At 70.9% G+C, this 25,709-nt stretch carries 14 protein-coding genes; 5 read left to right on the top strand and 9 right to left on the bottom strand.

Translation table 11 applies throughout. The features are described from left to right. Positions 1 to 332 precede the first annotated feature (332 nt). Complete coding sequence (locus OG972_RS37605) at positions 333 to 1,646, top strand: hypothetical protein (protein WP_266989196.1); 1,314 nt, start codon at positions 333 to 335, stop codon at positions 1,644 to 1,646. 65 nt (positions 1,647 to 1,711) lie between these two features. Continuing rightward, positions 1,712 to 3,469, top strand: coding sequence for an AAA family ATPase (locus OG972_RS37600; protein WP_266989194.1), 1,758 nt, complete (start codon positions 1,712 to 1,714; stop codon positions 3,467 to 3,469). On the opposite strand, the gene OG972_RS37595 is transcribed toward OG972_RS37600, so the two are convergent. Together OG972_RS37595 and OG972_RS37590 are read right to left on the bottom strand one after the other, a co-directional pair. After that, complete coding sequence (locus OG972_RS37595) at positions 3,462 to 7,268, bottom strand: S8 family serine peptidase (protein ID WP_266989192.1); 3,807 nt, start codon at positions 7,266 to 7,268, stop codon at positions 3,462 to 3,464. The genes OG972_RS37600 and OG972_RS37595 overlap by 8 nt on opposite strands. A 166-nt stretch (positions 7,269 to 7,434) precedes the next feature. Beyond that, positions 7,435 to 8,496: a helix-turn-helix transcriptional regulator gene (locus tag OG972_RS37590; protein ID WP_266989190.1), complete on the bottom strand. Its 1,062-nt coding sequence runs from the start codon at positions 8,494 to 8,496 to the stop codon at positions 7,435 to 7,437. Between the two features lie 162 nt (positions 8,497 to 8,658). Between OG972_RS37590 and OG972_RS37585 the strand changes: the two genes are divergently transcribed. The 3 genes from OG972_RS37585 to OG972_RS37575 all read left to right on the top strand — a co-directional run bounded on the left by OG972_RS37585 (position 8,659) and on the right by OG972_RS37575 (position 15,528). Then, entirely contained in the window at positions 8,659 to 11,778 is a 3,120-nt protein-coding gene (locus OG972_RS37585; RefSeq protein WP_266989188.1) for an AAA family ATPase, read from the top strand. A gap of 100 nt (positions 11,779 to 11,878) precedes the next feature. Then, positions 11,879 to 12,211 (top strand): hypothetical protein, encoded by a 333-nt coding sequence (locus OG972_RS37580; RefSeq protein WP_266989186.1) that lies wholly within the window; start codon positions 11,879 to 11,881, stop codon positions 12,209 to 12,211. Next, positions 12,208 to 15,528, top strand: a complete 3,321-nt coding sequence (locus tag OG972_RS37575; RefSeq protein ID WP_266989184.1) for a S8 family serine peptidase — start codon at positions 12,208 to 12,210, stop codon at positions 15,526 to 15,528. The genes OG972_RS37580 and OG972_RS37575 overlap by 4 nt, the downstream gene beginning before the upstream one ends. A gap of 76 nt (positions 15,529 to 15,604) precedes the next feature. On the opposite strand, the gene OG972_RS37570 is transcribed toward OG972_RS37575, so the two are convergent. Genes OG972_RS37570 through OG972_RS37540 form a run of 7 tightly spaced genes read right to left on the bottom strand, consistent with a single transcriptional unit; the run spans position 15,605 to position 25,659 of the window. Then, the gene (locus OG972_RS37570; RefSeq protein WP_266989182.1) at positions 15,605 to 16,537 is read right to left on the bottom strand and encodes a carbohydrate kinase; all 933 of its coding nucleotides are present in this window, start codon (positions 16,535 to 16,537) and stop codon (positions 15,605 to 15,607) included. A 14-nt stretch (positions 16,538 to 16,551) separates the two neighbouring features. Beyond that, positions 16,552 to 20,133 carry a glycoside hydrolase family 32 protein gene (locus OG972_RS37565; protein WP_266989180.1) on the bottom strand — a complete coding sequence of 1,194 codons (3,582 nt, stop codon included), beginning with the start codon at positions 20,131 to 20,133 and terminating at the stop codon, positions 16,552 to 16,554. 31 nt (positions 20,134 to 20,164) lie between these two features. Beyond that, positions 20,165 to 21,679 (bottom strand): glycoside hydrolase family 32 protein, encoded by a 1,515-nt coding sequence (locus OG972_RS37560; RefSeq protein WP_266989178.1) that lies wholly within the window; start codon positions 21,677 to 21,679, stop codon positions 20,165 to 20,167. A 1-nt stretch (position 21,680) separates the two neighbouring features. Next, positions 21,681 to 22,709 carry an ABC transporter ATP-binding protein gene (locus OG972_RS37555; protein ID WP_266989176.1) on the bottom strand — a complete coding sequence of 343 codons (1,029 nt, stop codon included), beginning with the start codon at positions 22,707 to 22,709 and terminating at the stop codon, positions 21,681 to 21,683. Next, complete coding sequence (locus OG972_RS37550) at positions 22,706 to 23,707, bottom strand: ABC transporter ATP-binding protein (RefSeq protein WP_266989174.1); 1,002 nt, start codon at positions 23,705 to 23,707, stop codon at positions 22,706 to 22,708. Before OG972_RS37550 ends, OG972_RS37555 begins: the two co-directional genes overlap by 4 nt. Positions 23,708 to 23,710: 3 nt before the next feature. Continuing rightward, complete coding sequence (locus tag OG972_RS37545; protein WP_266989172.1) at positions 23,711 to 24,658, bottom strand: ABC transporter permease; 948 nt, start codon at positions 24,656 to 24,658, stop codon at positions 23,711 to 23,713. A gap of 23 nt (positions 24,659 to 24,681) precedes the next feature. Next, positions 24,682 to 25,659 carry an ABC transporter permease gene (locus OG972_RS37540; RefSeq protein WP_266989170.1) on the bottom strand — a complete coding sequence of 326 codons (978 nt, stop codon included), beginning with the start codon at positions 25,657 to 25,659 and terminating at the stop codon, positions 24,682 to 24,684. Positions 25,660 to 25,709: the final 50 nt, after the last annotated feature.

Raw genomic sequence — 25,709 nt, 5'->3', positions numbered from 1 at the left:
GTATGGGCTCCCGGCCGGCGAAGTACGGCTGAACCCCCAGGTCGGACCACCCTCCGGAGGCGGTGAGTCCGCATACCGCCACCCGTCCCCGCATCCGGCTGCACCCCGGCGTCGAGTACGCATCCCTCGTCACTCGCTGCTCCGACTCCCCGCAACCGATCGGGCCCGCCGGCTGGCGAACGGCCGTCACCCCGGTGAGGATGCGTTCACTGGGCCGAATGGGGGCGCGAGGAGCACGGGAGCACCACCGGCTCACGCCTGGCGAGCCCCCTGCTCCCCCGTACGGAGCAACTCGCCGTGCTGCCCGCACGCACAGGGCGTCCCCTTGGGACATGGCATCAGCGGACCACGACGAGTCACAGCACCCCTCGGACGACGCCGAACTGAACGCGCTGCGTGCGCGGGTGACGAAGCTGGAAGCGCGCACGCCCGTGCGCTCCCGGCCCCGGATCCGTTCGTTCTTCGCTGTGCTGCTGATCCTCGTCGCGGCCGTCCTCACGCCGCTGAGCGCCGTTGCTGCCTGGGCCAAGAACGACGTCGGCGACACCGACCGCTATGTGGCGATGATGAAGCCGCTGGCGTCGGATCCCGCTGTGCAGGCAGCTCTGGCGAACCGGGTCACCGGTGCCGTCATGACACATCTGGACGTCAAGGCGCTGCTCGACGAGGTGGCCCCGGCGGACCGGCCGGTCCTCGACAAGGCGCTGGGACGGCTGAGCGCCCCGCTCACCACGGGCCTCACAAACTTCGTGCACGGGACCGTGGAGAAGTTCGTGGCCTCGGACGCCTTCGAGAAGGTGTGGGTCGGCCTCAACCGCGACGCCCACGCCGCGGCCGTCAAGGCGCTGACCGGCAGTGGGGGCGGGGCCGTGAAACTCACCGACGACACGGTTGTCATCGATCTCGCTCCGGTGATCGACCGGGTGAAGCAGCTCCTCGTCGATCACGGGCTGACGATCGCCGCGAAGATCCCCGAGATCCACACCGACTTCACCGTGCTGACGTCCGACGCGGTCGGCAAGGCCCAGAAGGGGTTCCGGCTGCTGCAACTGGCCGGGTTCTGGCTGCCGGTGGTGACCCTGGTGCTCGCCGCCGGCGGGGTGCTGCTCGCCTTGCGCCGACGGCGCGCACTGGTCACGGCGGCCCTCGCGATCGTGGTGGGCGGTGCGGTGCTGGGCCTGGCGCTGTGGGTGTTCCGCGCCTTCTATCTGGACAGCCTTCCGGCGTCGGTGTCACAGCCGGCGGCCGCCGCCGTCTTCGACGCCCTGGTCATCTATCTGCGCGCCGTGGTCCGGCTGGTGGTCACGCTCGGCGTGGTCGTGGCGCTCGCGGCCTGGCTCTCCGGAGAGGGCCGCGCCGCCACCCGGGTCAAGGCCATGTGGAACGGCGGCATCGGCGCCGTACGCGACGCGGCCGGTTTCACCGGCGGTCCGGTCGGCGCCTGGGTGCACCGGGCGAAGCCGTGGCTCAACTGGACGGTCGTCGTGGTCGCCGCCGCGGTCCTGCTCGTGTGGGACCGGCCGACGGGGCTCGTCACCGTGTGGATCGCGATCGCGGCGCTGTTCGCCCTCGCGGTCGTGGAGTTCCTCGACGACGACAGCACGCCCCATCTGCTTCCGGAACCCCACGGGCAGGCGCACGGGTAATGGCCGGGTAATGCGGGCTTCCTACCGTGAACCGGCGTCATGGTCCGGCGCACGGAGGGACTCCGGTGGCCCCGTCAACGGTGGAAGACGTCACCATCCGGGTGCTCGGCGGATTCCGGGTGGAGTGCGGGGGCATGGAGCTCCCGGCCGAGCGATGGTCCCGGCCGAGTGCCCGGCGGCTGCTGAAGGCCCTGGCGCTCGCCGAGGGGGGCCGGCTGCACCGGATCCGGCTCGGCGCGCTGCTGTGGCCCGATGCCGACCGGGACGCTGCCGCCCGGAGTCTGCGGGTGGCACTGCACGCCGTGCGGCGGGCGCTCGAACCCGATCTGTCGGCCAGGGCTGCCTCCTCGTACCTCGTGTCGTGCGTGGACGGTTCGGTGGCACTGTCCCCGGACCGGGTCCGGGTCGATCTCGCGGCTGCCCGGGAGGCAGTGTCGGATGACCGGGCGACCCCGGACGGGCTCGTGCAGGTTGCCCGCTCGCTGCTGCCCGAACTGTTGCCGGACGACGACCATGAGGGGTTCGTCCGGACAGCGCGCAGGGCCCATCGCGAGCTCCGTCGCCGGGGAGCGGTGGCGACGGCCCGTGCCGACCGGGCCACCGGTGTGGTGACCGGGCTGCTGAGCGAGGTGCTCCAGGTCGATCCACTGGCCGCGGATGTGTGCCAGGCGCTCCTCGAGTGCCTGCTGGCTGCCGGGCGTCCCGAGGAGGCGGTGCGGCAGTACCACGCGTATCGCGAAGCCCTGCTCAACGCCTGCGCTACGGAACCGGACCGGCCGTTGCGCGAACTCTTCGCCCAGGCCCTGGCCGCGCCGGTCGCTCCCCCCAGGACTCTGCGCGTGGTGGCCGACGAGTCGCCCTTCATGGGCCGTGATGCCGAATTGGCCCTGCTCACCGCGGTGCCCGGCCCTGCGGCGCCGCGCGTCGTGGCACTTACCGGCGAGCCGGGCATCGGATTGTCCCGGACCTTGGCCGAAGCGGCGGCCCGGCTGCGTGGCCGGCGGATCCATGTTCTTCACACACGGGGGGACGGTCCGGAATTCGGCGGGCCGTACGGCGCTGTCCTGGCGCCGATCGACGACTTCGTGGGACGTCTGGCGCCCCGGGCGCGCGCGGCGGTGGCCGGCGCGCACCCCGGGGTGGCCTCCGTGCTGACGTCCTTGTACGGATCCATGGAGAGGGCGGGTGAAGCGAGTCCCGCGGACATCTGTGCCTTCGTCGCGGATCTTGCCGAGCACCGGCCGGTCGTGCTGTTCGTCGACGATCTCGAACGGGCCGCTCCGCAGGTGCTGCGGCTGCTGCGGCAGTTGGCGCGGCACTGCGCCGCGCTGCCGGTTCGGTTCGTGGTGGCGTACCGGGCGAGGGATCAGAAGCTGCCGCAGGTGGTGGCCGAGGCACATCGAGTCGCTCTCGGCCGGCTGACCCGCGAGCAGTGCGCCCGGATGGCGGGCGGCGGATTCGAGGGGCACGAGATCTTCCGTCTCTCCGGCGGAAATCCGCTGTGCGCGCTGTATCCGGGCCGGGTACAGCAGCGGTTGGAACGAGAGCCGCAGGAGGTGGGGGATGTCGTCAGCCTTCTCGCGCCACATCCTGAGGGACTGTCACTTGCCGCTATCAGTCGTGGGGTTGAATCCACTCAGCGGGCGCACACCCTGGCCGGGCTGGAACAGGCCCTGCGCCTCGGTTGGGTGCAAGGGGTCCGGGGTACGGCGGGGGGGCGTCTACCGGGTCGCGCTGCCCGCCGTGCGGCGGGCAGCGCTCGGTGCATTCCAAGGGGCTGCCGACCGCGCGGGGCTGACGGCAGCCGGCACGCGCCTACTTGAGCGCGTAGGCCCGGGTGATCGTCTGGACGGTGCGGTTGCCCGCGTGGTCCCAGACCTCCGCCTTGACGGTCACGAACCCGTTGGTGGCGGAGAGCTTCGGGGTCCGGTAGGACGCCCGGAAGGAGTTGCTGTCGGCGCGATCCACGTCGACGGACTTCCAGGTGGCGCCGTCGTCGTAGCTGACGGACACCTTCGCCCCGGCCATCCCGGTGGAACCGGTCCAGCCCTTGGAGCGGGACGCGTCGACGGTGAAGGAGTACCTCCGGTCGGCCTGTACCCGGTTGAGGACGTCGGCGTCCATGCCGTAGTCGAGCAGGACGACCGGCAACGCCTCACAGGTGGTGGCCTTGGGCAGGGTGGCCGTGCAGTTTTCCACCTGCATCTCGGTCGGCGCGGCGGAGGAGAAGCCGTACTCGGTACGGGTTTTGGTGCCGAGTGTGACGCCCGGGTAGTCCTTGGCACGGGTGTTGTCGTCGACGAACATGTAGTCGGCCTTCTCCTTCACCATCAACTGAGTGGTGTCGGTGATCCGTTCACCGTTGCGGAAGTACGACCAGGTGCGTGCCCTGCCGCCCTTGAGGTAGTGATCGGGGTCGGAGTCGCCGCCGACCTGACCGCCGAAGACGGTACCGACGTCCGTGCGACAGAAGTTACACATGTACGAGGTCCAGTTGGACGGGTGCATCGCGGGGGCGTTCCAGTCCTCCTGGTAGGAGCGACCCGGCTTGTACCCCTTGGCTGTCTCCGACACGTTCGCGCCGTAGTCGGTACGGGCCTGGAGCGAGTGACCGTACGTCACTGTCGACGCCCCGTACAGGTACTGGTCCCGTTGGTTGCCCTGCTGCAGGAACTGACCACTGCGGAACGAGGTCATGGGGTAGGGGCCCCAGGAGTTGATGGTGGCGTACCCCATCCGCTCCGCCCCGTCGCTGTGGAAGGTGTCCTTGAGTTTGGCAAAGTCGGCGATGCGCGCCGGGGTGCGCAGGTCCGCCGGGATGCCGTTGTGGTGGTCCCACTGGCCGGCGTAGGCGTAGCGGGACTCCTTGACGCCCTTGAACGCGACCGTGGTGCGCCCCTTGGCGAGCCGGGCGGCCAGCTTGCCACCGTCGGTGTGACTGGTCGCGAAGTAGGGGACGGTGACGCCGACCACCACCATGGCCTGGGGAGAGGCGTCGTTGGGCACCAGGATGATCGCGGAGGCCCCGGCGGCCTCGACCCCCTTCGACAGCGCGCTCGCGGCACTGGTGCGGTCGACGTGCAGCACCGCGGCCTTGCCCGTGAGGTCCTTCCCCGCGAGCTCCTCGGCGGAGCCACCGCCGACATCGACCAGGTCGAAGCTCTTGGTGCCCTCGAACCGGTTGAGGTAGCTGGAGGTCTTCGCCTTGATCGGGAAGGTGTCGGGCCGCGTGACCGTCGCCTGGACGATGGGTTCGCGCAGACCCTGGTAGAAGGAGGTCCACAGCTGGCCGGAGGTGGGCTTGCTGGTCGGGATGGCGCCGAAGTGCTCGTCGCTCCAGTTGCTCAGGCCCGCGACACCGCGCATGAGGCGCCAGCCGTTGTCCGCGGACCGGGTCAGCTGGTACGAGAAGTCGGAGTCCTCCAACGGGCGCCGTTCGTCCTTCACGTCCATCCGGAAGTCGGTTGCCTGCCTGGCATCGACGACCGCACTGCCGTCCTTGGCGGTGAGGTCGAGCTCGTCGAGGCTGAACAGGTCACTGGCGTAGTCGGTGGACGCGGTGCCGGCGGCGCTCGTGACGATCATGCCGGTGACGGTGTAGTGCCCCTCGGGCAGCCGCAGCTCGTGGCGACCGCCATAGTTGGTGAAGGTCTCGAAGACGTTGTTGTCCAGACCGAGGATCTGGACGTCGGTGCGGCTCGGGGCGTTCCCGAACCTGTCCTTGAAGTCCAGTGTCATGCCGTACCGCTTCGGCTCCTTGATCAGGGCGACGACGGTATGCGCGGTGGCGCCTTCGGTGGTCGTCGCGTTGATCCGCCCCGTGAACTCGCCGTCCGTGACCAGAGCCGGGTCGAGGGTGACGGTGACCTCGGCGGTGCCGTTCGCCGGAACGGTGACCTCGGGGTCGGAGAGCGTCAACGCGCCTGCGGGCAGGCCGCCGATCTCCGTGGACAGCGTCACCTCGGTGGCGGTGGCGGTCGGGTTGGAGAGAGTGACTTTGCGGGTCTCCTTCTCGTACGGCCCCTCCTGCCATTCGACGAGGCCGAAGTCGGCGCTGCCGGAAAGGTCCAGCTTCGGGTCGAGGGACGCGGGAATGTCGACCCGGCCGTAGCCCTGCTGGTAGGCGGTGGCGGTGCCGGGCTTGGCGTGCGCGGTGAGCGTGCTCTTGATGCGTTCGCCGGTCCAGTCGGGGTGGCGCTGGGCGAGGATGGCGGCGGCACCCGCGACGTGCGGGGTGGCCATCGACGTACCGTTCGCCGAGGTGTAGAACTCGTTGACCGGGGTGCCCATCGCGGTCCCGGCGGCGCGGGCCGCCACGATGGCGACACCCGGCGCGGTGATCTCGGGCTTGATGGCGTAGTCGCCCTTGCGGGGACCGCGACTGGAGAAGCTCGCGAGGACGTCCGACTTGTCGACGGCGCCGACGGTGAGCGCGGAGTCGGCGGTTCCCGGGCTGCCGAGCGTCGAAGCGGCCGGTCCGGAGTTCCCGGCGGCGATCACGAAGAGGGTTCCGGTGGTGGCGCTGAGCCGGTCCACCAACTCCGTCATCGGGTCACCGCCGGACTGGGCGGGGCCGCCGAGGCTCATGCTGACGACGTCGGCGCCCTGGTCAGCGGCCCACTCCATTCCCTCCATGATCCAGGAGACGGCGCCGGAGCCGCTGTTGTCGAGCACCTTGCCGATGATCAGGTCGGCCCCGGGCGCCACGCCCTTGAACTTGCCCGCGGAGTTGGCACCGCTGCCCGCGATGGTCGAGGCAACGTGGGTGCCGTGGCCCTGACGGTCGTCGACGGGCACGCCGGGCACGAAGCTCTGGGCCGCGGTGACGCGGCCCTTCACATCGGCGTTGGTGGTGTCGATGCCGGTGTCCAGGACAGCGACCTTGGTGCCCTTGCCGTCGTAGCCGGCGGCCCATGCCTCGGGTGCGCCGATCTGCGGGACGCTCTTGTCCAGCGTCGCCCTGACCTTGCCGTCGTACCAGACCTTGGTCACTCCGCTGCTCGCCGGGGCCGTGACGGCCTTGCCGCGGACGGACTTCCTGGAGACCGGCCTGACCGCCTGCCAGAACGACTTCGCGCCGTCCTTCGCCACGTGCACACCAGCCATGTCCAGCGTGTCGACCACAGCGCCGCGCTCACCGGCGGGCAGGGCATCCGCCCGCTTCTTCAGTGTCGCCACCGACGGCTTGTCGCCGTACGACACGATGACGGGAAGCTCGGCCGCCTTGCTGTCGCCGTAGCCATCCTTCAGCAGCCGTGTCACATTGAACAGCTGACGGTCCAGGGCCTCGGAGGCGATGCCATCCAGGGCGTCCGAGGGGAAGACGTACAGGTCGCCGTCCGGCCCGCTCATGGTCTGGAACGTCTTGCCCGTGCCCGGAGCCGTCCTGGCCTCCACGGACTGCTTTCCGTCCGCCGCGGTGGTCACCGCGACGGTGTCGCCCGTGACCAGAGTGATGTCTGCGGTAACCGCCTTCTGCTGCGGCTGGACGATTCCGGTGGCGGCAGGGGCGGCCTGGGCGCCGACTGCCCCGGTGAGGCCGGGAAGTGAAGCGCTGACGGCGACGACCGCGGCGGTGGCCAGCAGGCGTCTCCTGGTTCTCCCTCGCGAAGAGTGCTGCACGTGCTCCTCCTAGATCGGGAACGATGGCGCGCCGGAACCGGAAAGCGGACAGCGAAGACCGGTGGGCCTCGTGTCATGTGCAGGGTCGGCGTCGCAGTCCGGGACGCTACAACCGGTCGCGGACAGTGAAGAAGAGCAGGTGGCGGCGCATTCGTGCCAGCGTCACCTAAGCGCCACGCACCGGGCCGGCCGTGCCCTCGTGCCCGTCCACCGGTCCGCGCGGCAGCCCGATCCAACCGCGCCGTGCGGCGTACCAGCCCAACTGCATACGGGTTGCCGCGCCCGCCCGGTCCATCAGCGCCCTGGCCCTGCGCAGGACCGTGCGTCTGCCCAGCCCCAGCTGCCGGGCGATCCCTTCGTCGGTCATGCCGCTGAGCAGCAGCGTGAGCAACTGGATGTCCGACGCGGCCAGTTCGGATGACCCAGCCCCACTCGCGCCCGGGGATCCGGCGACCGGCGCGAGCGGCAGCCCCGTGGCCCAGAACTGCTCGAACAGGGCGATCAGGCCGTCCAGGAGCGGACTCGGGCGGACCAGCACGGACCCGCTGTGCCCGCTGTGCCTGTCGTCCGAAGCGGGCAGGATCGCCAGTTCGCGGTCGACGATCACCATCTTCATCGGCAGCCTGGGCGCCGACCTGGCCTCCTCGCCGGCCTCGACGTACCGCCTGATCCGGCCGAGGCCGCCGGGGCCGTCGAGGGCGCGGAGGTCGTACACCGTCCGATAGCTCACACCCGCTGAAAGCTGCTCCAGTTCCCGGTCGTTGGAGTGGGAGAGGGATCCGGGACTGCCGACCAGGGAGACGTACGGCGGCATGTCGAACATCAGGACCTCCTCCCGGGCCTTGCTCTGGATCTGGTCGATGCGCTGGGCGACTGCCGCATCCGGCGTGAATTCCACCGGCACCCGGTCGGTCTCCCGGTGCCGTGCAGTGGTGCGGTACGCGGCGGCGAGCCGGCCCATGGCCGCGCGGGCGGTGTGCAGTTCCTGCATGCGGCGCAGCAGCAGGACTTCGCCGGCGATGTCCGGCGGGGAAGCGACGACCCGGGGGCACGCACCATCCGTGTGGGTCAGCAGGCCCTGCTTCTCCAGGCCTGTCAACGCCGCCTCGATGCGCTCGGCCGACAGCAAGGTCAGGGCGGGCAGCCGGTCGATCCGGCACGGACCCCGACGTACCAGCTCTGCATAAATCCGTGTTTCTTCCTCGGTCAGTCCCAGAGCTTCGAACACCGCATTCCCTCCCTGGCCCGGCACGGTCGGCGTAAGACTCGCGGTCTTCGCGGGCGTTCGGAACCAGGTCATCCGATGGGTGGAGTTCTCAGTAACGCCTCAGTAACGGCACAGCGGTACACACGTGTCGTGCAGCTGACCGTTGATCGCTAAGGTGTCCGCATGTCAGGACCGGCTGAAGCCCCGCGCGCTCCTCGGCTGTCCCTGTACCTCCTCGGCGGCTTCGCGGCGGTGCGCGACGACGGCGTGGAGATCCCGCGCAGGTGGCGGCGCAGCACCGCGCAGACCCTGGTGAAGCTGCTCGCGGTGGCTCCGGGTCTCCGGCGTCACCGCGAGGAAGTGATGGACCTGCTGTGGCCGGACGCCCCGATGGACGCGGCGGTACGCAATCTCCGGGTCACCCTGCACGCCGCACGCCACGCTCTTGAGCCGGAGCTGGCTGCCCGCGTTCCGTCCTCCTACCTGGTGACTGAGGGCGATCTGCTGTTCCTGGCCACGGACCGGGTACGGGTCGATGCCGACGAGGTGGAGAAGAGCGCGCGCACCGCGCTCGCCGCCGGGGACGCCGATGCACTCGGCACCGCACTGAGCTCGCTTCACATGGAGTTGCTGCCCGAGGACCGTTACGCGGAGTGGGCCGGTGAACGCCGTCGCCGTATCGAGGTGCTGCGCGAACAGCTCGTCCCGGCCCTGACCGGACAGTTGTTGGACAACGGCCGCACCGACGAGGCTGTCGCAGTGCTGCGGGACGCGGTGGACCGCTCCCCCGCCGATGAGGTCCTGCATCTGCAACTGGCCCGCATCTGGTGCGACATGGGCCGGCCGCGTCAGGCCATTCGCCAGTACCACGCCTGCCGTGAGGCGCTCGCCGACGAGCTCGGGGTGCGTCCCGGCGCGGAGCTGGAAGCCATGCACCGTACGGCCCTGGCGGCGCTCGATGCCCTCGGCGCCCCGCCTCTCTCCCGGATCTCACCGGACCCCGCGCCGCTGCCCCCCGCGATCCGCCGCCCCGAACGACTCCCGCTGTTCGGCCGGGAACGCCCGCTGGCGCTCCTGGCCCAGCACGCCTCGGCGGCGGACGGGGACACTCCGCTCGTCGTGGTGCGCGGTGAGGCGGGCATCGGGAAGACCCGGCTGGTCGCGGAGACTGCCCGGCGTGCGGCAGCGCAGGGCGTGTGCGTGCTGTGGGGTACGAGCCACGAGGCCGAGGGGCAGACCCCGTACGGGGTGTTCGCGGACGCGCTCGACGGTCACCTCGCCGGATGCAGCGCCGCGGAACGCTCCCGGGTGAGCGCCGAACACATCGGGCTGGCTGCCCTGTTGCCCTCCCTGGGCGGCGGTCCACCTGCCGCCGCGAGCCCGGAGGAAGAACGCGCCCGGCTGTTCCGGGCCGTCGCCGGAGTCCTCACCGATCTCGCGGCATCCCGTCCGGTCCTCGTCGTGCTCGACGATCTGCACGCCGCCGACCCGGGATCGCTGAGTCTGCTGCATCACCTCGTGCGGACCACACAGGCCAGACGGTGGCGGTTCATCGCCACCTGTCGCGTCGACAGTCCGGACCCGAACGACGCACGGCGGCAGGTCCTCGACGCGATCCTGCGACAGCGGATGGCGGTGGAGATCGATCTGCTCCGTCTGAGCCGCGCGGACTGCGCCGGTCTCGCCGCGGCTGCCGGTCTCGGCGGGCGCGCCAAGGACCGTCGCACGGCCTCACGCATCTTCCAGCTCTCCCTCGGGAACCCGCTGTTCGCCCTCGAACTGACCAGCAGTCCGGAGGCGGATCTGGAGCGCATGGAACCGCGGCAGCGCACCACTGCTGAACCGGACAGCGATGCCGTTCCGGACAGCATCCGCCGGCTGGTCGCGGGCCGGCTGGCCCGGCTGCCCGGGGACGCCCGGCGCACACTGGCCGCCCTGTCGGTGGCCGGCGGAACCGCGGTTTCGCTCGCCGAACTGGAGACCGTCACCTCCGCCGGTCTGCACCCGCCCCTGGACGGCCGCGAGGTCACGGCGGCGCTCGACGCCGCCGCCGGTTCGGGCATCGTCGAGGAACGGGACGTCATCCTGGGCGGCCGGTCCGTCCTCGGCTATGCATTCCGTCACCCCCTGGTGCGCCTGGCCTGTGCCGAGCAGCTGAGCAGGGCCGCGCGTAGACAGCTCCACCAGGCCTACGCGGACACGGTGCTGCGTCTGCGTCCCGACGCCGTCGACACCATTGCCTTCCATATGGCGGTGTCGGACGACGCCCGTGCGCCGGTATTCCTGCGTGCCGCCGCCGACCGGGCGGCCGCCCTGTACGCCAACGACAGCGCCTGCGACTACTACCGGGAACTGGTGGCCCATCTGGATGCGCTGGACCGGGCCGGGGCCGCCGATGCGCGGCTGGCCTGGGGAAAGGTGCTGCGCCGCGCGGCCCGCTACCCGGAGGCCGAAGAGGTGCTGCGCCGCGCGTTGCGGGATCTGACGTCGGCCGCCGACCACATCGGGGCACTGCGGGCCGCAGTGTCCCTGGCCGAGGTGCTCGGCCGGGCCGGGCGCCCGCTCGAAGGTCTCGCGGTACTCCGTTCGGCACCGGCGTCCAAGCGGTCACCCGTGGTCGACCGTGCCGGGCTGCAGCTGGCCATCGGCGCGCTCAGCTTCTACGCCGGACATGTCGACGAGACGGTGTCCGCCCTGCGCCGCGCCGAGCAGGAGACGGCGCGGCTGCCCGACAGGGACCGGGATCCGCTGCTGTCCCGGCTGTTCACGATCCGTGCCGCCTCCCTGCTGGTCTCCGGGCAGGTACGCGAGAGCCGCGAGGCCGCCGAGGAGGCACTGCGGACGGCCGAGCGGACCGGAGACGCCGCGCTGCTCTCCAGCGCGCTGTCCGTGGTGGGTGAACTGGCCCGCGAGGAGGGCCGGTCGGAGGCCGCACGGGACTGCGCGCGACGTGCCGTGGCGATCGCCCGCCGCACCGGTGACCCCACGGTGCTCGCCTTCGACCAGAGCAATCTGGCGGGTGCCGAACTCCTCGTGGGCGATCATCAGCGGGCGACGGCGCTGGCCAACACCGCAGTCCGGCTGGCCCGTTCGCTCGGTACCTCGTGGGTTCTGCCGTACGCGCTGGTGGGGCTCGCCGAGGTGGAGCTGCGGTGCGGGCGCCTTGCGGAGGCGGACGAGGCGCTGCGGGAGTGCGGCGACGCGGTGTCGCTGGCGCGTGATCCGCAGGTGCTCGACGGCATGCGCAGGCTGACGGAGGAGCTCGCCGCCGCCCGCGCCGCGCAGCCGCCGACCACGTCGTAGCAGCGGTAATTCGCGGGTAACGGGGCTTCCCTACGGTCCTGACCAGCCCCGGAACCCCGGGGCGTGTGTGCCCGTACCTCCCGCCGAGGAAGAAGTGCCCATGTGTGCTGCCTCGTCCCCCGCGTCGTCCGACGCGTCGGGTCCGGACGACTCGGTCCGCGCCGTCGTCGACGCGGGCGGCGAACCCTGGGAGCGCATCCTCGGCCTGCTGGAACGGCGCTGCCGCGAACTGCCGATGGGCAGCGTGCTGGAACTGCACAGCGCCAACCCTCGGGTCCGCTCGTCGCTCCGTGGATGGTGCCGGCTCACCGGCTCCACTCTGCTCACCGACGAGGAGACCGGCGAGCAGAGCGCGTACCGCATCAAGCTGCCGCCGTCTCCCGCGCCGGGCACGCCGCATCCGTCCCCCCTCCAGAAGCCGGAGTCCTCATGAGACCCCTTGCCCGCGCCAGACTTGTGGCCGCGATCACCGTCGCCGCCCTGTGCTCGCCCGCGGTCGTGCCGTCGGCCACCGCCGGGCCCGCACCGGAGCCGGCCGCCACGGCGTTCGGCGCCGCGGTGAGCCGTACGGTCACGCTGATAACGGGTGACCGGGTGACGGTCACCACCACCGCGGACGGCAGGAAGTCGTACAGCGCGGTGCCCGCCCCCGATTCGGCCCCCGGCACGATGCTCGCCCGTACGGACATCGACGGCGACGCGTACTTCTACCCGACGGACGTGATCGGCAAGGTCGGCTCCTTCCTCGACCCGCAACTGTTCAACGTCGACGGTCTGATCCGCGACGGCTACGACGACTCCCACGTCGACTCGCTGCCGCTGATCGTGCGCCGCACCGGCGCGGCCCGCCCCGAGGCGCTCTCCAGCGACGGGCTGTTCCCTGCCAAGCGGGACTTCCACGCGCTGAAGGCCAGCACGGCGGTCCTGGACAAGGACGACGCGGACGAGGTCGGTGAAGCGCTCGACACCAAGGGTGCGTTGAACGGCGTCGTCGGCATCTGGTTGGACGGCAAGGTGCACGCCGACGCGCTGGACCGCAACCTCACCCAGATCGGCGCGGACAGCGCCTGGCAGTCCGGCCGCACCGGCAAGGGCGTCAAGGTCGCCGTGCTGGACACCGGCGTCGACCGGACGCACGCCGACCTCGCGGGGCGGATCAGTGAGGTCAAGGACTTCTCCGGCAGCGGCAACACCCTCGACAAGGTCGGCCACGGCACGCATGTCGCGGCGACCGTGGCGGGCAGCGGGGCCGGCGCCCCGGGCATACGCTCCGGTGTCGCGCCGGACGCCGACCTGATCGTCGGCAAGGTGCTCGGTGACGACGGCTCCGGTTCGGACTCGTCGGTCATCGCCGGCATGGAGTGGGCCGTCGCGCAGGGCGCGAAGGTCGTCAACATGTCGCTGGGCAGCGGTCCGACGAACGGCCAGGACCCGGTCACCCAGTCGCTCGAAGCGCTGGCCGCCTCGTCCGGCACGCTGTTCGTGGTATCGGCGGGCAACAACGGTCCGAACATCAGCACCGTGTCGGCCCCGTCCATCGCCCCGCACGCGCTGTCGGTCGCCGCGGTGGACTTCGCGGGCGGCACCGCCTCGTTCTCCAGCCGTGGCCCTTCCTTCAACGGCACGGTGAAGCCCGAGATCGCCGCCCCCGGCGTGAACGTCGTCGCGGCACGCGCCACGGGTACGAACATCGGCACCGTGCAGTCCGACCCGGCGTACACGGCCCTGAGCGGTACGTCGATGGCCGCCCCGCACATCACGGGCGCCGCGGCGCTGCTGGCCCAGCAACATCCCGACTGGACCCCGGACCAGTTGAAGCACACGCTGATGGGCACCGCGACGGCACCGCAGAGCAGCCAGTCGGTGTACGACGTCGGCACGGGTGTGGTGAACCTTCCGGCCGCGCTGAAGCAGTCCGTCGTGGCGGACACCGGCGCCGTGGACTTCGGCCGTCTGGACATCGCGGACGGCACCGCGACCCGTACCGTGAAGCTCACCAACACGGGCGACGCCTCCGTGACCCTCGGGCTCACGGGCACGCTGGCCGCCACGGGTTCGACTCCGCCCGCCGGACTGCTCAAGCTGTCGGCGTCCACCGTCACGCTGGGCGCCGGTGAGTCCACCGATGTCACGCTGACCGTCGACACGGCGGGCACGCCGACCGGCACGTACAGCGGCTCCCTGACCGCACTCCCGGCGGGCGGCGGCCAGTCGCTGCGCATCCCGCTTCTCCTCGACCGCGCGCAGACCGTCAAGGTCACCACGCTCGACCGCGCGGGCAAGCCCGCCGCCGCCCAGATCTCCCTGCTCAACGCGGACAACGGTGCCGCGATGAACGCCGAGGTCCGCGCGGAGGGCACCCGGGACCTGCGGGTGCCCGAGGGCCGCTACATGGGTCTGGCGATGATCAGAATGATCACCGACGGGGTCCCGCAGATCGCGATCGTCAGCGCCGACCTGAAGGCCGGCTCGAACGAGATCGTCTTCGACGCGCGCAAGGCCCGCCGTTGGACGGCGTCCATGGAGGGCAAGGACACCAGGCCCGAGTTCATGACGGGCAACCTGAGCCGCACCACGGACGACGGTCAGTTCGGCATCCGGCACAGCATGCTGGCCGGCGGCGCCTACGGGGCCTTCCCGCGCGACGCGCTGTGGATCACGCCGACCACGGAGGCCCACCTCGGCAAGGTCGCGTTCAACGAGCGCTGGCGCCTCGCCGACGCGGACAGCGACATCACCGTGGGCGACACCTCCACCCTCTACGACGCGGCCTACGCCCAGGACGAGGTCGGCGACAACCCTGAGCGACGGCTGACCCGCGGCGAGATCAAGAAGTTCGCCAAGGTCCGCATGACGTACAGGGGCATGAACGAGAAACTCCGCTACCAGGAGGGGAGCACGGTCTACGGGACCGGGCTGAACGGCCTCAACGTGTCCTCGCCGTCCTACCTGACCGTCCCGCGCGAGCGTACGGAGTACATCCAGGCCGAGGACAGGACGTGGCTGCGGTTCACCTACCGCCACCAGAGCGGCGCGGAAATGGACTACACACCACGCCAGTTCACCTACGAGCCGGGCAGCTCGACCCATGACACCTGGTTCACCGGACCGTTCTCGGTCGGCGCTTCGGGACAGGCCACGGGCGCCCGGCTCCAGCTGAAGATCGACGACAATGTCGACCCCGAGGGACTCGTCGGTGAGTACTCCGACTTCAACTTCCCGCAGCGTTTCCAGGCCACCACGCGCCTCTACCGCAACGGCGCGCTGGTCGCCGATCGGGGCTCTCTGATCGACAAGACCTTCGCGGACGCCGACAAGGCCTCCTACGAGCTGAGCCGCACGTTTACCTCCGCCGGGATCTTCCCGATGGGCGGTGAGGCCACCAACAAGTGGACCTTCACGGCTGGCGGCACGGGTGACACGGCGACCCCGGTGAAGCTGCTCAATGTCTCGTTCGACGCTCCGCTGAACAACCTGAACCAGGCACGGGCCGGCCTGCCGCTCCTGGTGAAGGCCGATGTCACGGGCGCGGTGGACGGCCTGCGCAAGGTCCGCGCCTGGGTCACCGCCGACAACGGAGTGACCTGGAAGCAGGTCGTGGTCCTCCGTCACCACGACGGTGAGTACCGCTTCCTCGCGCCGCACTCGGCGCTCGTGAAGGGCGGCTTCCTGGGCCTCCGTGTGACGGCCGAGGACCGGCACGGCAACACCGTCGACTCGGCGCTCCCCCGGGCCATTCCGGTCGGGTGACCCCGCGCTGACGTCATCACATGACGGTGCCACCGTCCCCGCGAGGGGCGGTGGCACCGTCATGTCGGCACCCCGTTCAGAAACGGGTGAACGCCTCCGCCAACTCCGCCCCGTCCGGCGGGTTGGCGCCGGCCCGTGCGACGGTCACGGCGGCACTGGCCACCGCGTGGCACAGGACATCGGTCACGGTGTCCCGGTCCAGCGAGCGCAGCCGTTCGCGGCTGTCCGCACCGAGCAGCCCGTGCGTGGCGAGGGCGTGCAGGGTGCCGGACATGAAGGCGTCGCCCGCCCCCACCGTGTCGACCACGTCGGTGGGCAGCGCGTCGACCGTCACCTGCCCGCCGGGGAAGACGGCCAGCGCACCGTCGCCTCCCCGGGTGACGAGAACGACGGCCGGGCCGGTGGCGAGCCACCGCTCGCCGACCTCCTCCGGTTCCTCGCCCGGATACAGCCACTCCAGGTCCTCGTCGCTGGCCTTGACCACATCGCTGAGCGCGACGCAGCGCTCGGCCTTGCGGACGGCCGCGTCGTGGTCCCCCATCAGCTCGGGCCGCACATTGGGGTCGTAGCTGACGGTCGCGGACGTCCGCAGCAACTCGACGGCGGCGAGGACGGTGGCCGCACCGGATTCCATCACTGTCGCGATGGAGCCGGTGTGGACATGGAGGGGCGGCCGGTCCAAGGAGACCGGGTCGAGCGTCCAGGTGATCTCGAAGGTGTACGCGGCCCGGCCGCTGTCGTCCAGGGTCACGGCGGCGGACGGGGTGGGCGCCGCGGCGCCGTCGGTGCGGACCTCGACCCCGGCTCCGGCCAGATGGTCCCTGATCAGCCGCCCGTTGTCGTCCGGGCCGAGCTGGGTCAGCAGGGTGGCGCCGTGTCCGAGCCGGGCCAGGCCGTACGCGACGTTGGCCGGGCTGCCTCCTGGGTGGACCTGGTCGGCCGCACCCGGCACCCGGACGATGTCGGCGACGCATTCGCCGATGACCAGCAGGTCGAGTCTGTCGAGCATGAGGGTGGGGTCTCCTAGAGTGCGGTGACGAAGGTGTCCTGGTAGGCGGTGCGGCCTCCGAACACATTGAGCCCGATCCTGCCGCGTGCATAGCGGGTGTCGGTCACATCGATGACCGGCCGGCCGTCGATGAACGCCTCGATCCGTCCGCCCCGGGCCCGGATCAGTAGCGGAAGGGTCACCCCGGTGCGCAGCAGCAGGGGCACTTCGGCGAGGACGGTCGTCTGTCCGCCGTCCCTGCGGAAGAGCCGGACCGTCCGCAGGTTCGGGTCGAGGTTGACGGCGTATCCGTCGGCCGTGTCGGGCGTGGCTCGGAGCAGCACGGATCCGGCACCGCTGATGCCGTCCGGGCCGCCGAACCGTACCAGGGTCGTCAGTTCCAGGTCGCCGTATTCCGTGCTGGAGACGGCGGTCGAGTCCCGGTCGAAGGTTCCGGTGCGGCCGGCGCCGCTGGTGGTCCAGTGGCCGGCCGGGACCACCGTGAGATCGCCGAGCCCGCCGCTGCGGAACTCACCGTCTGCCGGGGTTGCGGGCGAACTCGGGCCGGTATCGGTGATCCGGAAGACGTCACGGAGCCGGTGGACGCTCAGGCTGACGATGCGAGCCTCGCCTCCGTCGGCGTAGAACGCCATGCCCTGGTCGTCCGGCTCGGGAAAGAGAAGGCTGCTGATCGTGCCGCGGCCGTCGCCGCCGAACACCTCGACCGAGGAGGTGTCCATGAACAGCCGTATCCGCAACCGTCGTTCACCGTCGACCGTGTCGAGGGGCAGAGGCGTGGAGGTCCGTCCCGCGAAGTGCTCCGTGAAGTCGGAAACACCCGAGGCGGTACGGTCCACGAAGAGCTTCCCGGCGCCGACGTCGTAGCCAACCAGCGTCCGCCGGTCCCCTCCGGTGCGGAGCCGGAAACCGAATTCGGTCGAGGCGCCCGTGCCCGGCAGGGCGATCTCGGCCTCGATCTCGTACGAACGGCCGCGCACCTCCGCGAGCGGGTTGACGGAGTCCGGGCTCACCGTGACGCCCTTGATGCTGGTGCTTCTCGTGCGCAGGGTCTCGGCCTCGGCGGCGGGGAGCTGGACGAGTCCCTCGTCGGAAAGGGTCAGTTCGCGCGGAATGCCGAGCTGGCCGTTCCATTCGCCCGTCGGGGCGCTGAACGCGTAGTCCCAGTTGCTGAGCCAGCCGAGCTGTACGCGCCGGCCGTCAGGGAGCCCGTAGAAGCTCATGGCGGCGTAGTAGTCGCGGCCGGCCTCGGCGCGCAACGGGGTGCCGGCCGTGTTGGTGGTACGGAATACGGCGCCGTCCCAGTCGCCGACGAAGTACTCGGCCGCCGACCCGTCCGTGGTGCGGACCGCCCCGGTCGAGAGGGTGAGCACCCATCGCACCCGGTCCGGGTCGCCGTCGACCGGCAGCGGGAAGAAGTCCGGGCACTCCCAGACTCCTCCGGTCACCCAGTCCCCGTAGCCGAAGGACGACCGGTGGGTCCAGTGCAGCAGGTCGGTGGAGGTGAAGAAGCGGACGTGGTCGCCGCCGGAGACCACCATCACCCACTGTTCGCGCTGTTCGTCGCGGACGACCTTCGGGTCACGGAAGTCCCAGCCGCCGTCGGGGCCGCCGGGGTTCTGCACGACAGGTTCGGTGCCGTACCACTGCCACGAGCGGCCCCTGTCCCTGCTGGAGGCAAGACGCACCGACTGGTTCCCGCCGGGCTTGTCCGGGTGATAGCTGGTGTAGAAGGCGAGCAGTCCGGAGCCGCCGCCGAAGAGGCCGCTCGCGTCGTCGGTGTCCACCACGCAGGAGCCGGACCAGGTGTGGCCGAATGCGGAGACGGGCAGCGCGACGGGCAGGGGCCGCCAGTGCAGCAGGTCGGTGGAGACGGCGTGCGCCCACTGGCCGGAGTCCTGGTGGAAGAGGTGGTACTCCCCCGCGTACCGGACCAGACCGTTGGGGTCGCTGGTGTGCGAGGCAAGCTGCGTGTAGCGGTACGCGGGCCGGTAGGTGTCCGTCCAGTACGTCTGCGGGGTGCGGGCCCTGACCTCCTGGAAGAGGGCCGTGCCGCCCGTCACGGCCAGTCCGACGGCGGCTCCGCCCGTGCGGGACACGGTGGTGGTGAGGACGTCGACGCCGTCCACGGTCACGGTGACGGCACTGGAGAGGGCGCGTATCGCGGTCCGGTACGTGCCGCCCGCCGCGAACGGCCGGACGGGCGGCGCGGCGCGGCCGAGCTCGGTGGCGTCGCTGCGGTCCAGGAGCCGTACGCCGGTGGCATCGAGCCTCACCTCGTAGCCGCCCGCGCCGGATGCGTCGGCCCGGAACACGAGACCGGCGCCGGCCGCCCCGGCCAGTCGGACATCGGCGCTGTACAGGACGTCCCCGCCCGGGAACGGGGCGGTCCTCAGCGCGCTCGCCCCCTCGGCCCGCAGTCCCCGCAGATCGGGGGTCCAGCTTCCGGATACCGTCGACCATCCCTGAAGGTCCGTCACCGGGCCGCTGGTGGCGACCCCTTCGAAGAGGACGGATCCGTTGTATGCCTGTACACCGAGCTGCCCGGCCGTGTGCGCCGAGTCCTCGGCCGTGATGACGGGAGCGTAGCCGTCAGGAGTGATGAAGTCGGTCTGCCAGCGGACGCTCAGGCGCGGGCCGTCCGCCTCGATGCGGATCCGGTACACCTGGCCCACCTCGATGGCGGTGCTGTGCGTGCCGAGGGTGGTGTCGCCGTCGATCCGGTAGAGCCGCAGCCGGTTCAGGTTCGGGTCGACCTGGATGCCGTAGCCGTCCGTTCCCTTCGCATCGGTGCGCATCAGCAGGGCGGCGACGGCGTAAGGATCGCGGATCCGGACGTCGGCCTGGAAGGAGGCGTCATACACCCGGGTCGACGCCAAGGCACGGCAGTTGGTGTCGGCGGGGGCCTGCGCGTGCCAGCCGAGCGGGGTGGCGGTCCAGGTGCCGCCGTCAGTGGTCCAGCCGGTCGCGGTGGTGGTGACCGAGCGCAGTCCGGGCGGCCCGAAGACGACGGTGCCGTTGTAGGCGTGCAGCCCGGCGGCGCCTTCCTCGTACCTGGTGTCCCGTGCGGCGAGAACCTGCTCGCCGTCCAGTGAGACGGTCAAATCCGCACCGTCCACGGCTATTTCGAGAAGGAAGGTGGTTCCGGGTGTGGCTGTGACGGGAGCCGGGGGCACGAGGTCCCGGCCGGTGGCGAGGTCGTGGAGCCGCACCCGGTGCAGGTTGGGGTCGAGGCTCGCCGCGTAGCCGGCCGCGCCGTCCTCGGTGGCGCGCACCACCAACGAGCCGACGGCATGGGGCGATTGCGGGTCGATGGTGATGTGCGCCGCATATCCGGCCACGGCCCCGATGCGCTGCTCGGACAGGGCGACGGCACTGCGCCCGGATCCCGTCACGACCCGCTGGCCGCCGTCGGTGGTGCGGGTCCATGTGCCGGTGAGGCCGATCGGATCGGGAATCGCGGCAAGGTCGCCGGAGAGGGATCCGGAGCGGACCCCGGCCGGGGCCGAAGGCGCGGCCGACGCCCGGCCGGCCCCCGCGAGGGGGGCCAGCAGCGTCAGACCGGCCGAGGACAGGAGTGCACGCCGAGAAAGGGACATGGGTCGTCTCCTCAGGGTGGAGGGGTGTCGTTCAGGGCCAGAGCGGGCGCGGACCGTCGAAGACGGCGGCCATCTGCCAGGCGTCGAGCCGCTCCACGGCGACTGCGCCGACGGCGGCGATACCCACGCCGAGGGCGTCGGGGCGGGTCGGGTAGATCCGGGCGGTCAGCGCGCGCCCGTTGGCGAAGATCTCCAGCGCTGAGTGGTCGACGACGACCCGGAGATTCACCGTGCCGTCTCCGGTCAACGGCAGTTCCCCGTGCCGGGGTTCGGTGTCGACGGCCGGGTCGAGGCTGCTGGCCTCGCGGCGCAGTCGCAGGGTGCCGGTGCCGTCCTCGGCGCGTGCCGCTTCGACGACGGTCCGCTCCGAACCGTCCGGGGTCTCACGCACCACGAGCCGGGCGACCGCTCCGGGGGCGAGGCGCAGCGTCGCCTCGATGTCGAGCTGGTCGCCGCTGACGTCGTCGAGCCGGACGTATGTCCCGTCGGTGACGGCGAACGCACCGGTGCGGACCGCGTCGCGGCGCAGCCGCGCCAGCTCCGGCACGGGTGCCTGGGCGAGCAGGCCGTCGGCGCCCAGGGTGACCACGCGCGGCAGGGACATCACTCCGCACCAGCCGGCGTCGGCCATGGCGTCCTCGTCGCGGCCCTCCTGGAGCCAGCCGAACATGACGCGCCGGCCGAGTGCGTCACGCGTGGACTGCGGGGCGTAGAAGTACCGCTGGCCGTAGTCGAGTCGGTGGAGTCCGCGCGGCGTGAACGTGTCGCCCTCGTACTGTCCGGTCCAGTAGAGCGGGTAGTGCGTGGTGCCTTCGTCCCAGGCGGAGAAGGCCAGGATGTCGGCGCCGTCGATCCGGAACAGGTCGACGCACTCCCACATGGTGCCGGTCCAGTCGAGGTCGGCCGCCGTGCCGGTGCTCGCGTCGCCGGTGAGGAGCGGGCCCACGTACCGCCAGCTGCGCAGGTCCTCGGACTCGTACAGGAATGCCGTGCCGCCGACGCCCCGGATGCCCGAGCCGATGAGCTGGCGCCACTTGCCGTCCTCCTGCCACACGCAGTGGTCGCGGAAGGCGGTGAGGTCGCCCTCCGGCGGGGCGGCGATCACCGGGTTGGCGGGTTCCTTGCGCCAGCTGCGCAGATCGGGTGATCCGGTGGCCACGCAAGGGAGTTCACGATCGCCGTGCCGACCGGAGTAGACGAGGGTCGGGGTGCCGCCGTCGTCGACGAGGACGCCGGACCAGCAGCCGTCACGGTCGGGTCCGTCGGTTCCGGGGACGAGGGCGACGGGTTCGTCGGTCCAGGTGACGAGGTCGCGGCTGGTGGCGTGGCCCCAGTGGATGCGGTGGTGGGCGGCGGCGAGGGGGTTGTACTGATAGAAAAGGTGGTAGACGCCGTCCCAATGGGTCATCCCGTTGGGGTCGTTGAGCCAGCCGCCGGGAGCGGTGAAGTGGAATCGGGGCCGGTGCGGGTCGAGGACGGCCCGTTCGGCCAGGCCCCTCGGCGCGTCCTGGTGGCGGGCGCGGGGCAGGGTGATGTCGTGAGTCATATCAGACGTTCTCGACTTCCGGGGTGGCCGCGGTCAGGACGCGGCGCGCGGTGGGGGTGGCGGGGGCGTACAGATGGCAGCGCACCCAGTGCGGCTGTCCGTCGTCCTCACCGACGGTGTGACGGACCGGCTCCGTGCGGCTGCAGGTGCCTTCGTCCTCGTACGGGCACGACTCCGGCGTCAGCACGGCGGCGCGCAGCCCGGCCCGCAGCACCGGGTCGTAGCCCTCGGTGCGCTCCGGGTCGGGCACGGCCGACAGCAGGAGCTGGGTGTACGGGTGGGCGGGTCGGTCCATCAGGGCGAGCGAGTCGCCGCCCTCGACGAGTTCACCGGCGAACAGCACCTGGGTCGTGTCGGCGACATACCGGGCCGAGGCCAGGTCGTGCGTGATGTACAGCAGGGAGATGCCGTGCTCGTCGCGCAGCCGCCGCATCAGGTTGAGGATGCCGATGCGTACGGAGACGTCGAGCATGGACGTCGGTTCGTCGGCGAGGACGAGCCGGGGGTCGACGGCGAGCGCGCGGGCGATGGCGACGCGCTGACGCTGACCACCGGAGAGTTCGTGCGGATACGACTCGAGCATGTCCTCGGTCAGCCCGACCGTGGTGATCAGCTCCCGCAGTTCGTCCTCGCCCGCGGGCCGCCCGTGCACGAGCAGCGCCCGGCGCAGGAAGTGCTCGACCCGGTGAACGGGGTTGAGGGAGCCGAACGGGTCCTGGAAGACCATCTGGACGGTTGAGCGGTAGGCACGGGACGCGCCGCGCTTCTGCGTTCTCAGGACGTCCTCGCCGTCCAGCAGGACCTGGCCGGAGCTCGGCTGTTCCAGCCGGGCCAGGCAACGGGCGAGGGTCGACTTGCCGCTCCCGGACTCGCCGACGAGGGCCACGATCCGGCCGTGCGGGATGTCGACGTCGACGGCGTTCAGTGCCCGGTGACGGTCGCGGGAGAACAGCCCGCCCATCCGGAAGTCCTTGGTGAGTCCGCGCACGCTCAGCAGCGGGGCACGGGTCGCGGCGGCCGGGGCCATCATCGCGCGCCTCCACCGGTACGGGCGACGAAGCGGCCGGCGGCCACTTCGCGCAGGTCGGGGATGTTCGTCGAACAGTCGGACCGGTCGTCCGGGCAGTGGGCGTGGAAGCCGCAGCCGTGTTCCGTACGCGGGGTGTCGGCGAGGCCGGTGAGCTCGACGCGCGGTCCGGTGAGCGGCGGGAAGGCGTTCATCAGCGCCTGGGTGTAGGGGTGCAGCGGTTGGGCGAAGAGTTCCTTCGCCGCCGCGAGTTCGACGAGCCGGCCGCCGTACATCACGCCCATCCGGTGGGACAGCTCGACCATCAGGGATATGTCGTGGGTGATGAACAGGACGGAGAAGCCCAGCTCGCGCTGGAGGTCGCCGATCTGCGCCATGATTTCCTGCTGCACGACGACGTCGAGCGCAGTGGTCGGCTCGTCCATGATGAGCAGCGTCGGCTTCAGGGCGACGGCCATGGCGATGACGACGCGCTGGCGCATTCCGCCGGAGAGCTGGTGCGGATAGGCCTTCAGCCGGGCCGGGTCGATGCCCACGAGTTCGAGGAGTTCCCCGGAGCGGGCCCGGGCCCGGCGCTTCCTCATCCGTTCGTGTGTGGTGAAGATGTCGCCGATCTGCTCGCCGATGGTGAGGACCGGGTTGAGCGAGTTCATCGCGGACTGGAACACCATGGCGATCTCGCGCCAGCGGAAGGCGCGCAGTTCGCGCGGGTCCATGGCGAGGACGTCACGGCCGTCGAAAAGGATCGACCCGGCGGTGATCTGCGCGGGCGGCTTCAGCAGGCGCATCACGGCGTTGGCGACGGTCGACTTGCCGCAGCCGGACTCCCCGGCGAGACCGAAGATCTCGCCCGCGCCGATGGTGAAGGAGACGTTGTCGGCGCCGACGACGGAGCGGCCGTCCCCGCCGTACTCGACGCGCAGGTTCCGTACGTCGAGGACGGGTTCGCGGGACGGAACCGGCCGGTGGGGGGAAGCGGTCCGGTGAGAGGGCACGGTCATCGTTCAGCCCTTCTTCGTGGCGGTCCTGGGGCGGCGTGCACGCAGCCTCGGGTTGGTGATCTCGTCGACCGCGTAGTTGACCATCGCGAGGGCGAAGGCGACGAGGGCGATACACAGGCCGGAGGGCACGAACACCCACCAGGCGCCGGTCATCAGCGCGCCGTCGTTGCCGGCCCAGTACAGGTTGGTGCCCCAGCTGACGACGCTCGCGTCGCCGAGACCGAGGAACTCCAGGCCCGCCTGGGCGCCGATGCCGAAGATGACGCAGCCGAGCAGCGTCGTCATGACGACCGACGCCATGTTGGGGAGGATCTCCCGGAACATGATCCGTACGGCGCGTTCACCGGTGACGACGGAGGCGGCGACGAAGTCCTTGCCGCGGATCGACTTGGCCTGGGCGCGCAGCACCCGGGCGGAGCCCGCCCAGCCGGTGACGACGAGGACCAGGATGACGGTCGTGGTGCCGGGCGGCATGAACGCTGCGAGTATGACCAGCAGCGGTACGCCGGGCACGAGCAGGAAGATGTTGGTGACGAGCGAGAGCACGTCGTCGACGAGCCGCCCGAAGTAGGCGGACGCCATGCCGACGAGCACGGCGAGGGCGGTCGCGGCGATCCCGACCGAGAAGCCGACGAGCAGCGAGCTGCGCGCACCCCACAGGGTCAGTGCGAGGACATCCTGCCCCTTGGCGGTCGTACCGAGCGGATGGGACGCCGACGGAGCGCCGGCACCCAGACTGTTGATCTTCGACGGGTCGCCGGGGGCGATCAGCGGCGCCAGCAGGGCGAGCAGCACGAACAGCACGAGGACGACGGCACCGAACAGGGCCTTGCGGTTGGCGAGCAGCGACCGCAGCAGCCCGGCACGGGCGCGAGGGGCCTTCGGCGCGTCGGCGTCCGGGGGCGCCGTCCGTGGCGCGGCGGGCTCCGTGCGGGAGTCGAGGACACTCATGGGTCTTCTCCTTCTCCGGCCGCTCAGCGGACGCGCACGCGCGGGTCGAGACGGACATGGACGAGGTCGACGAGGAAGTTGGCGACCAGGACCGCGGCGGTGATGGTGAGGAAGATCCCCTGCATCAGCGGGTAGTCGAGGCCCTGGACCGCGGCGAGCAGCTGGAAGCCGACGCCCGGGTAGGCGAAGACGACCTCGGTGAGCAACGCGCCGCCGACCACGAATCCGAGCGCCATGCCGAAGTTGGTGACCGACGGCAGCATCGCGTTGCGTGCCGCGTACCGGAACATGATGCGGCTGGGGCTGAGCCCCTTGGCCTCAGCCATCGTGATGTAGTCCTCGGCGACCGTGGCGATCATCGTGTTGCGCATGCCGAGCATCCAGCCGCCGATCGACACCAGGACGATCGTCAGTGCGGGCAGCACCAGGTGCGAGGCCGCGTTGGAAAGGAATGCCCAGGACAGGTCCGGGCTGAAGCCGACGTCGAAGGCGTGTCGCATGGGGAACCAGCCGAGCGTCATGCCGAACAGGTAAAGGGCGCCCATGGCGAGCCAGAAGTAAGGGAACGAGCCTGCGAAGACGAGCAGCGGCGGGAACACCGAGTCGAGGACGCCACCGCGGCGCCAGGCGGCGAGGATGCCCAGCAGATTACCGATGACGACGGCGATGACCAGGGCGGTTCCGCCCAGCAGCAGCGTCCAGCCGATCTGTGAGGCGATGACCTCGGAGACGGGGGTCGGGAAGCGGGAGATGGAGATGCCCATGTGCCCGGTGCAGACGTCCTTGACGTAGTCGAGGTACTGCTGCCACATCGGCCGGTGGTCGAGGCCGAAGAGCCGTCGGAGCTGGTCGATCTGCTCGGGCTGCATCTGGCTCTGCGAGCGGGCGAACATCCGGGAGACCGGGTCGCCGGGCATGAAGCGGGGCAGCATGAAGTTCAGGGTGATGGAAGCCCAGAAGGCCAGCAGGTAGAAGCCCAGGTTGCGCAGGATGTAACGCACTGGTCCCTCTCCGATCTTGAGGGGCCGGTGGCCCGCCGAAGCTGCTGTCG

Source organism: Streptomyces sp. NBC_01669, assembly GCF_026339735.1.
GTDB lineage: Bacteria > Actinomycetota > Actinomycetes > Streptomycetales > Streptomycetaceae > Streptomyces > Streptomyces yanii.
This window is presented reverse-complemented; position numbering and strand designations above follow the sequence as displayed.

Coding starts and splice junctions, on each gene's coding strand:
- OG972_RS37605 (WP_266989196.1), top strand. CDS start 333: ATGGCATCAGCGGACCACGACGAGTCACAGCACCCCTCGGACGACGCC.
- OG972_RS37585 (WP_266989188.1), top strand. CDS start 8,659: ATGTCAGGACCGGCTGAAGCCCCGCGCGCTCCTCGGCTGTCCCTGTAC.
- OG972_RS37580 (WP_266989186.1), top strand. CDS start 11,879: ATGTGTGCTGCCTCGTCCCCCGCGTCGTCCGACGCGTCGGGTCCGGAC.
- OG972_RS37575 (WP_266989184.1), top strand. CDS start 12,208: ATGAGACCCCTTGCCCGCGCCAGACTTGTGGCCGCGATCACCGTCGCC.
- OG972_RS37570 (WP_266989182.1), bottom strand. CDS start 16,537: ATGCTCGACAGACTCGACCTGCTGGTCATCGGCGAATGCGTCGCCGAC.
- OG972_RS37565 (WP_266989180.1), bottom strand. CDS start 20,133: ATGTCCCTTTCTCGGCGTGCACTCCTGTCCTCGGCCGGTCTGACGCTG.
- OG972_RS37560 (WP_266989178.1), bottom strand. CDS start 21,679: ATGACTCACGACATCACCCTGCCCCGCGCCCGCCACCAGGACGCGCCG.
- OG972_RS37555 (WP_266989176.1), bottom strand. CDS start 22,709: ATGATGGCCCCGGCCGCCGCGACCCGTGCCCCGCTGCTGAGCGTGCGC.
- OG972_RS37550 (WP_266989174.1), bottom strand. CDS start 23,707: ATGACCGTGCCCTCTCACCGGACCGCTTCCCCCCACCGGCCGGTTCCG.
- OG972_RS37545 (WP_266989172.1), bottom strand. CDS start 24,658: ATGAGTGTCCTCGACTCCCGCACGGAGCCCGCCGCGCCACGGACGGCG.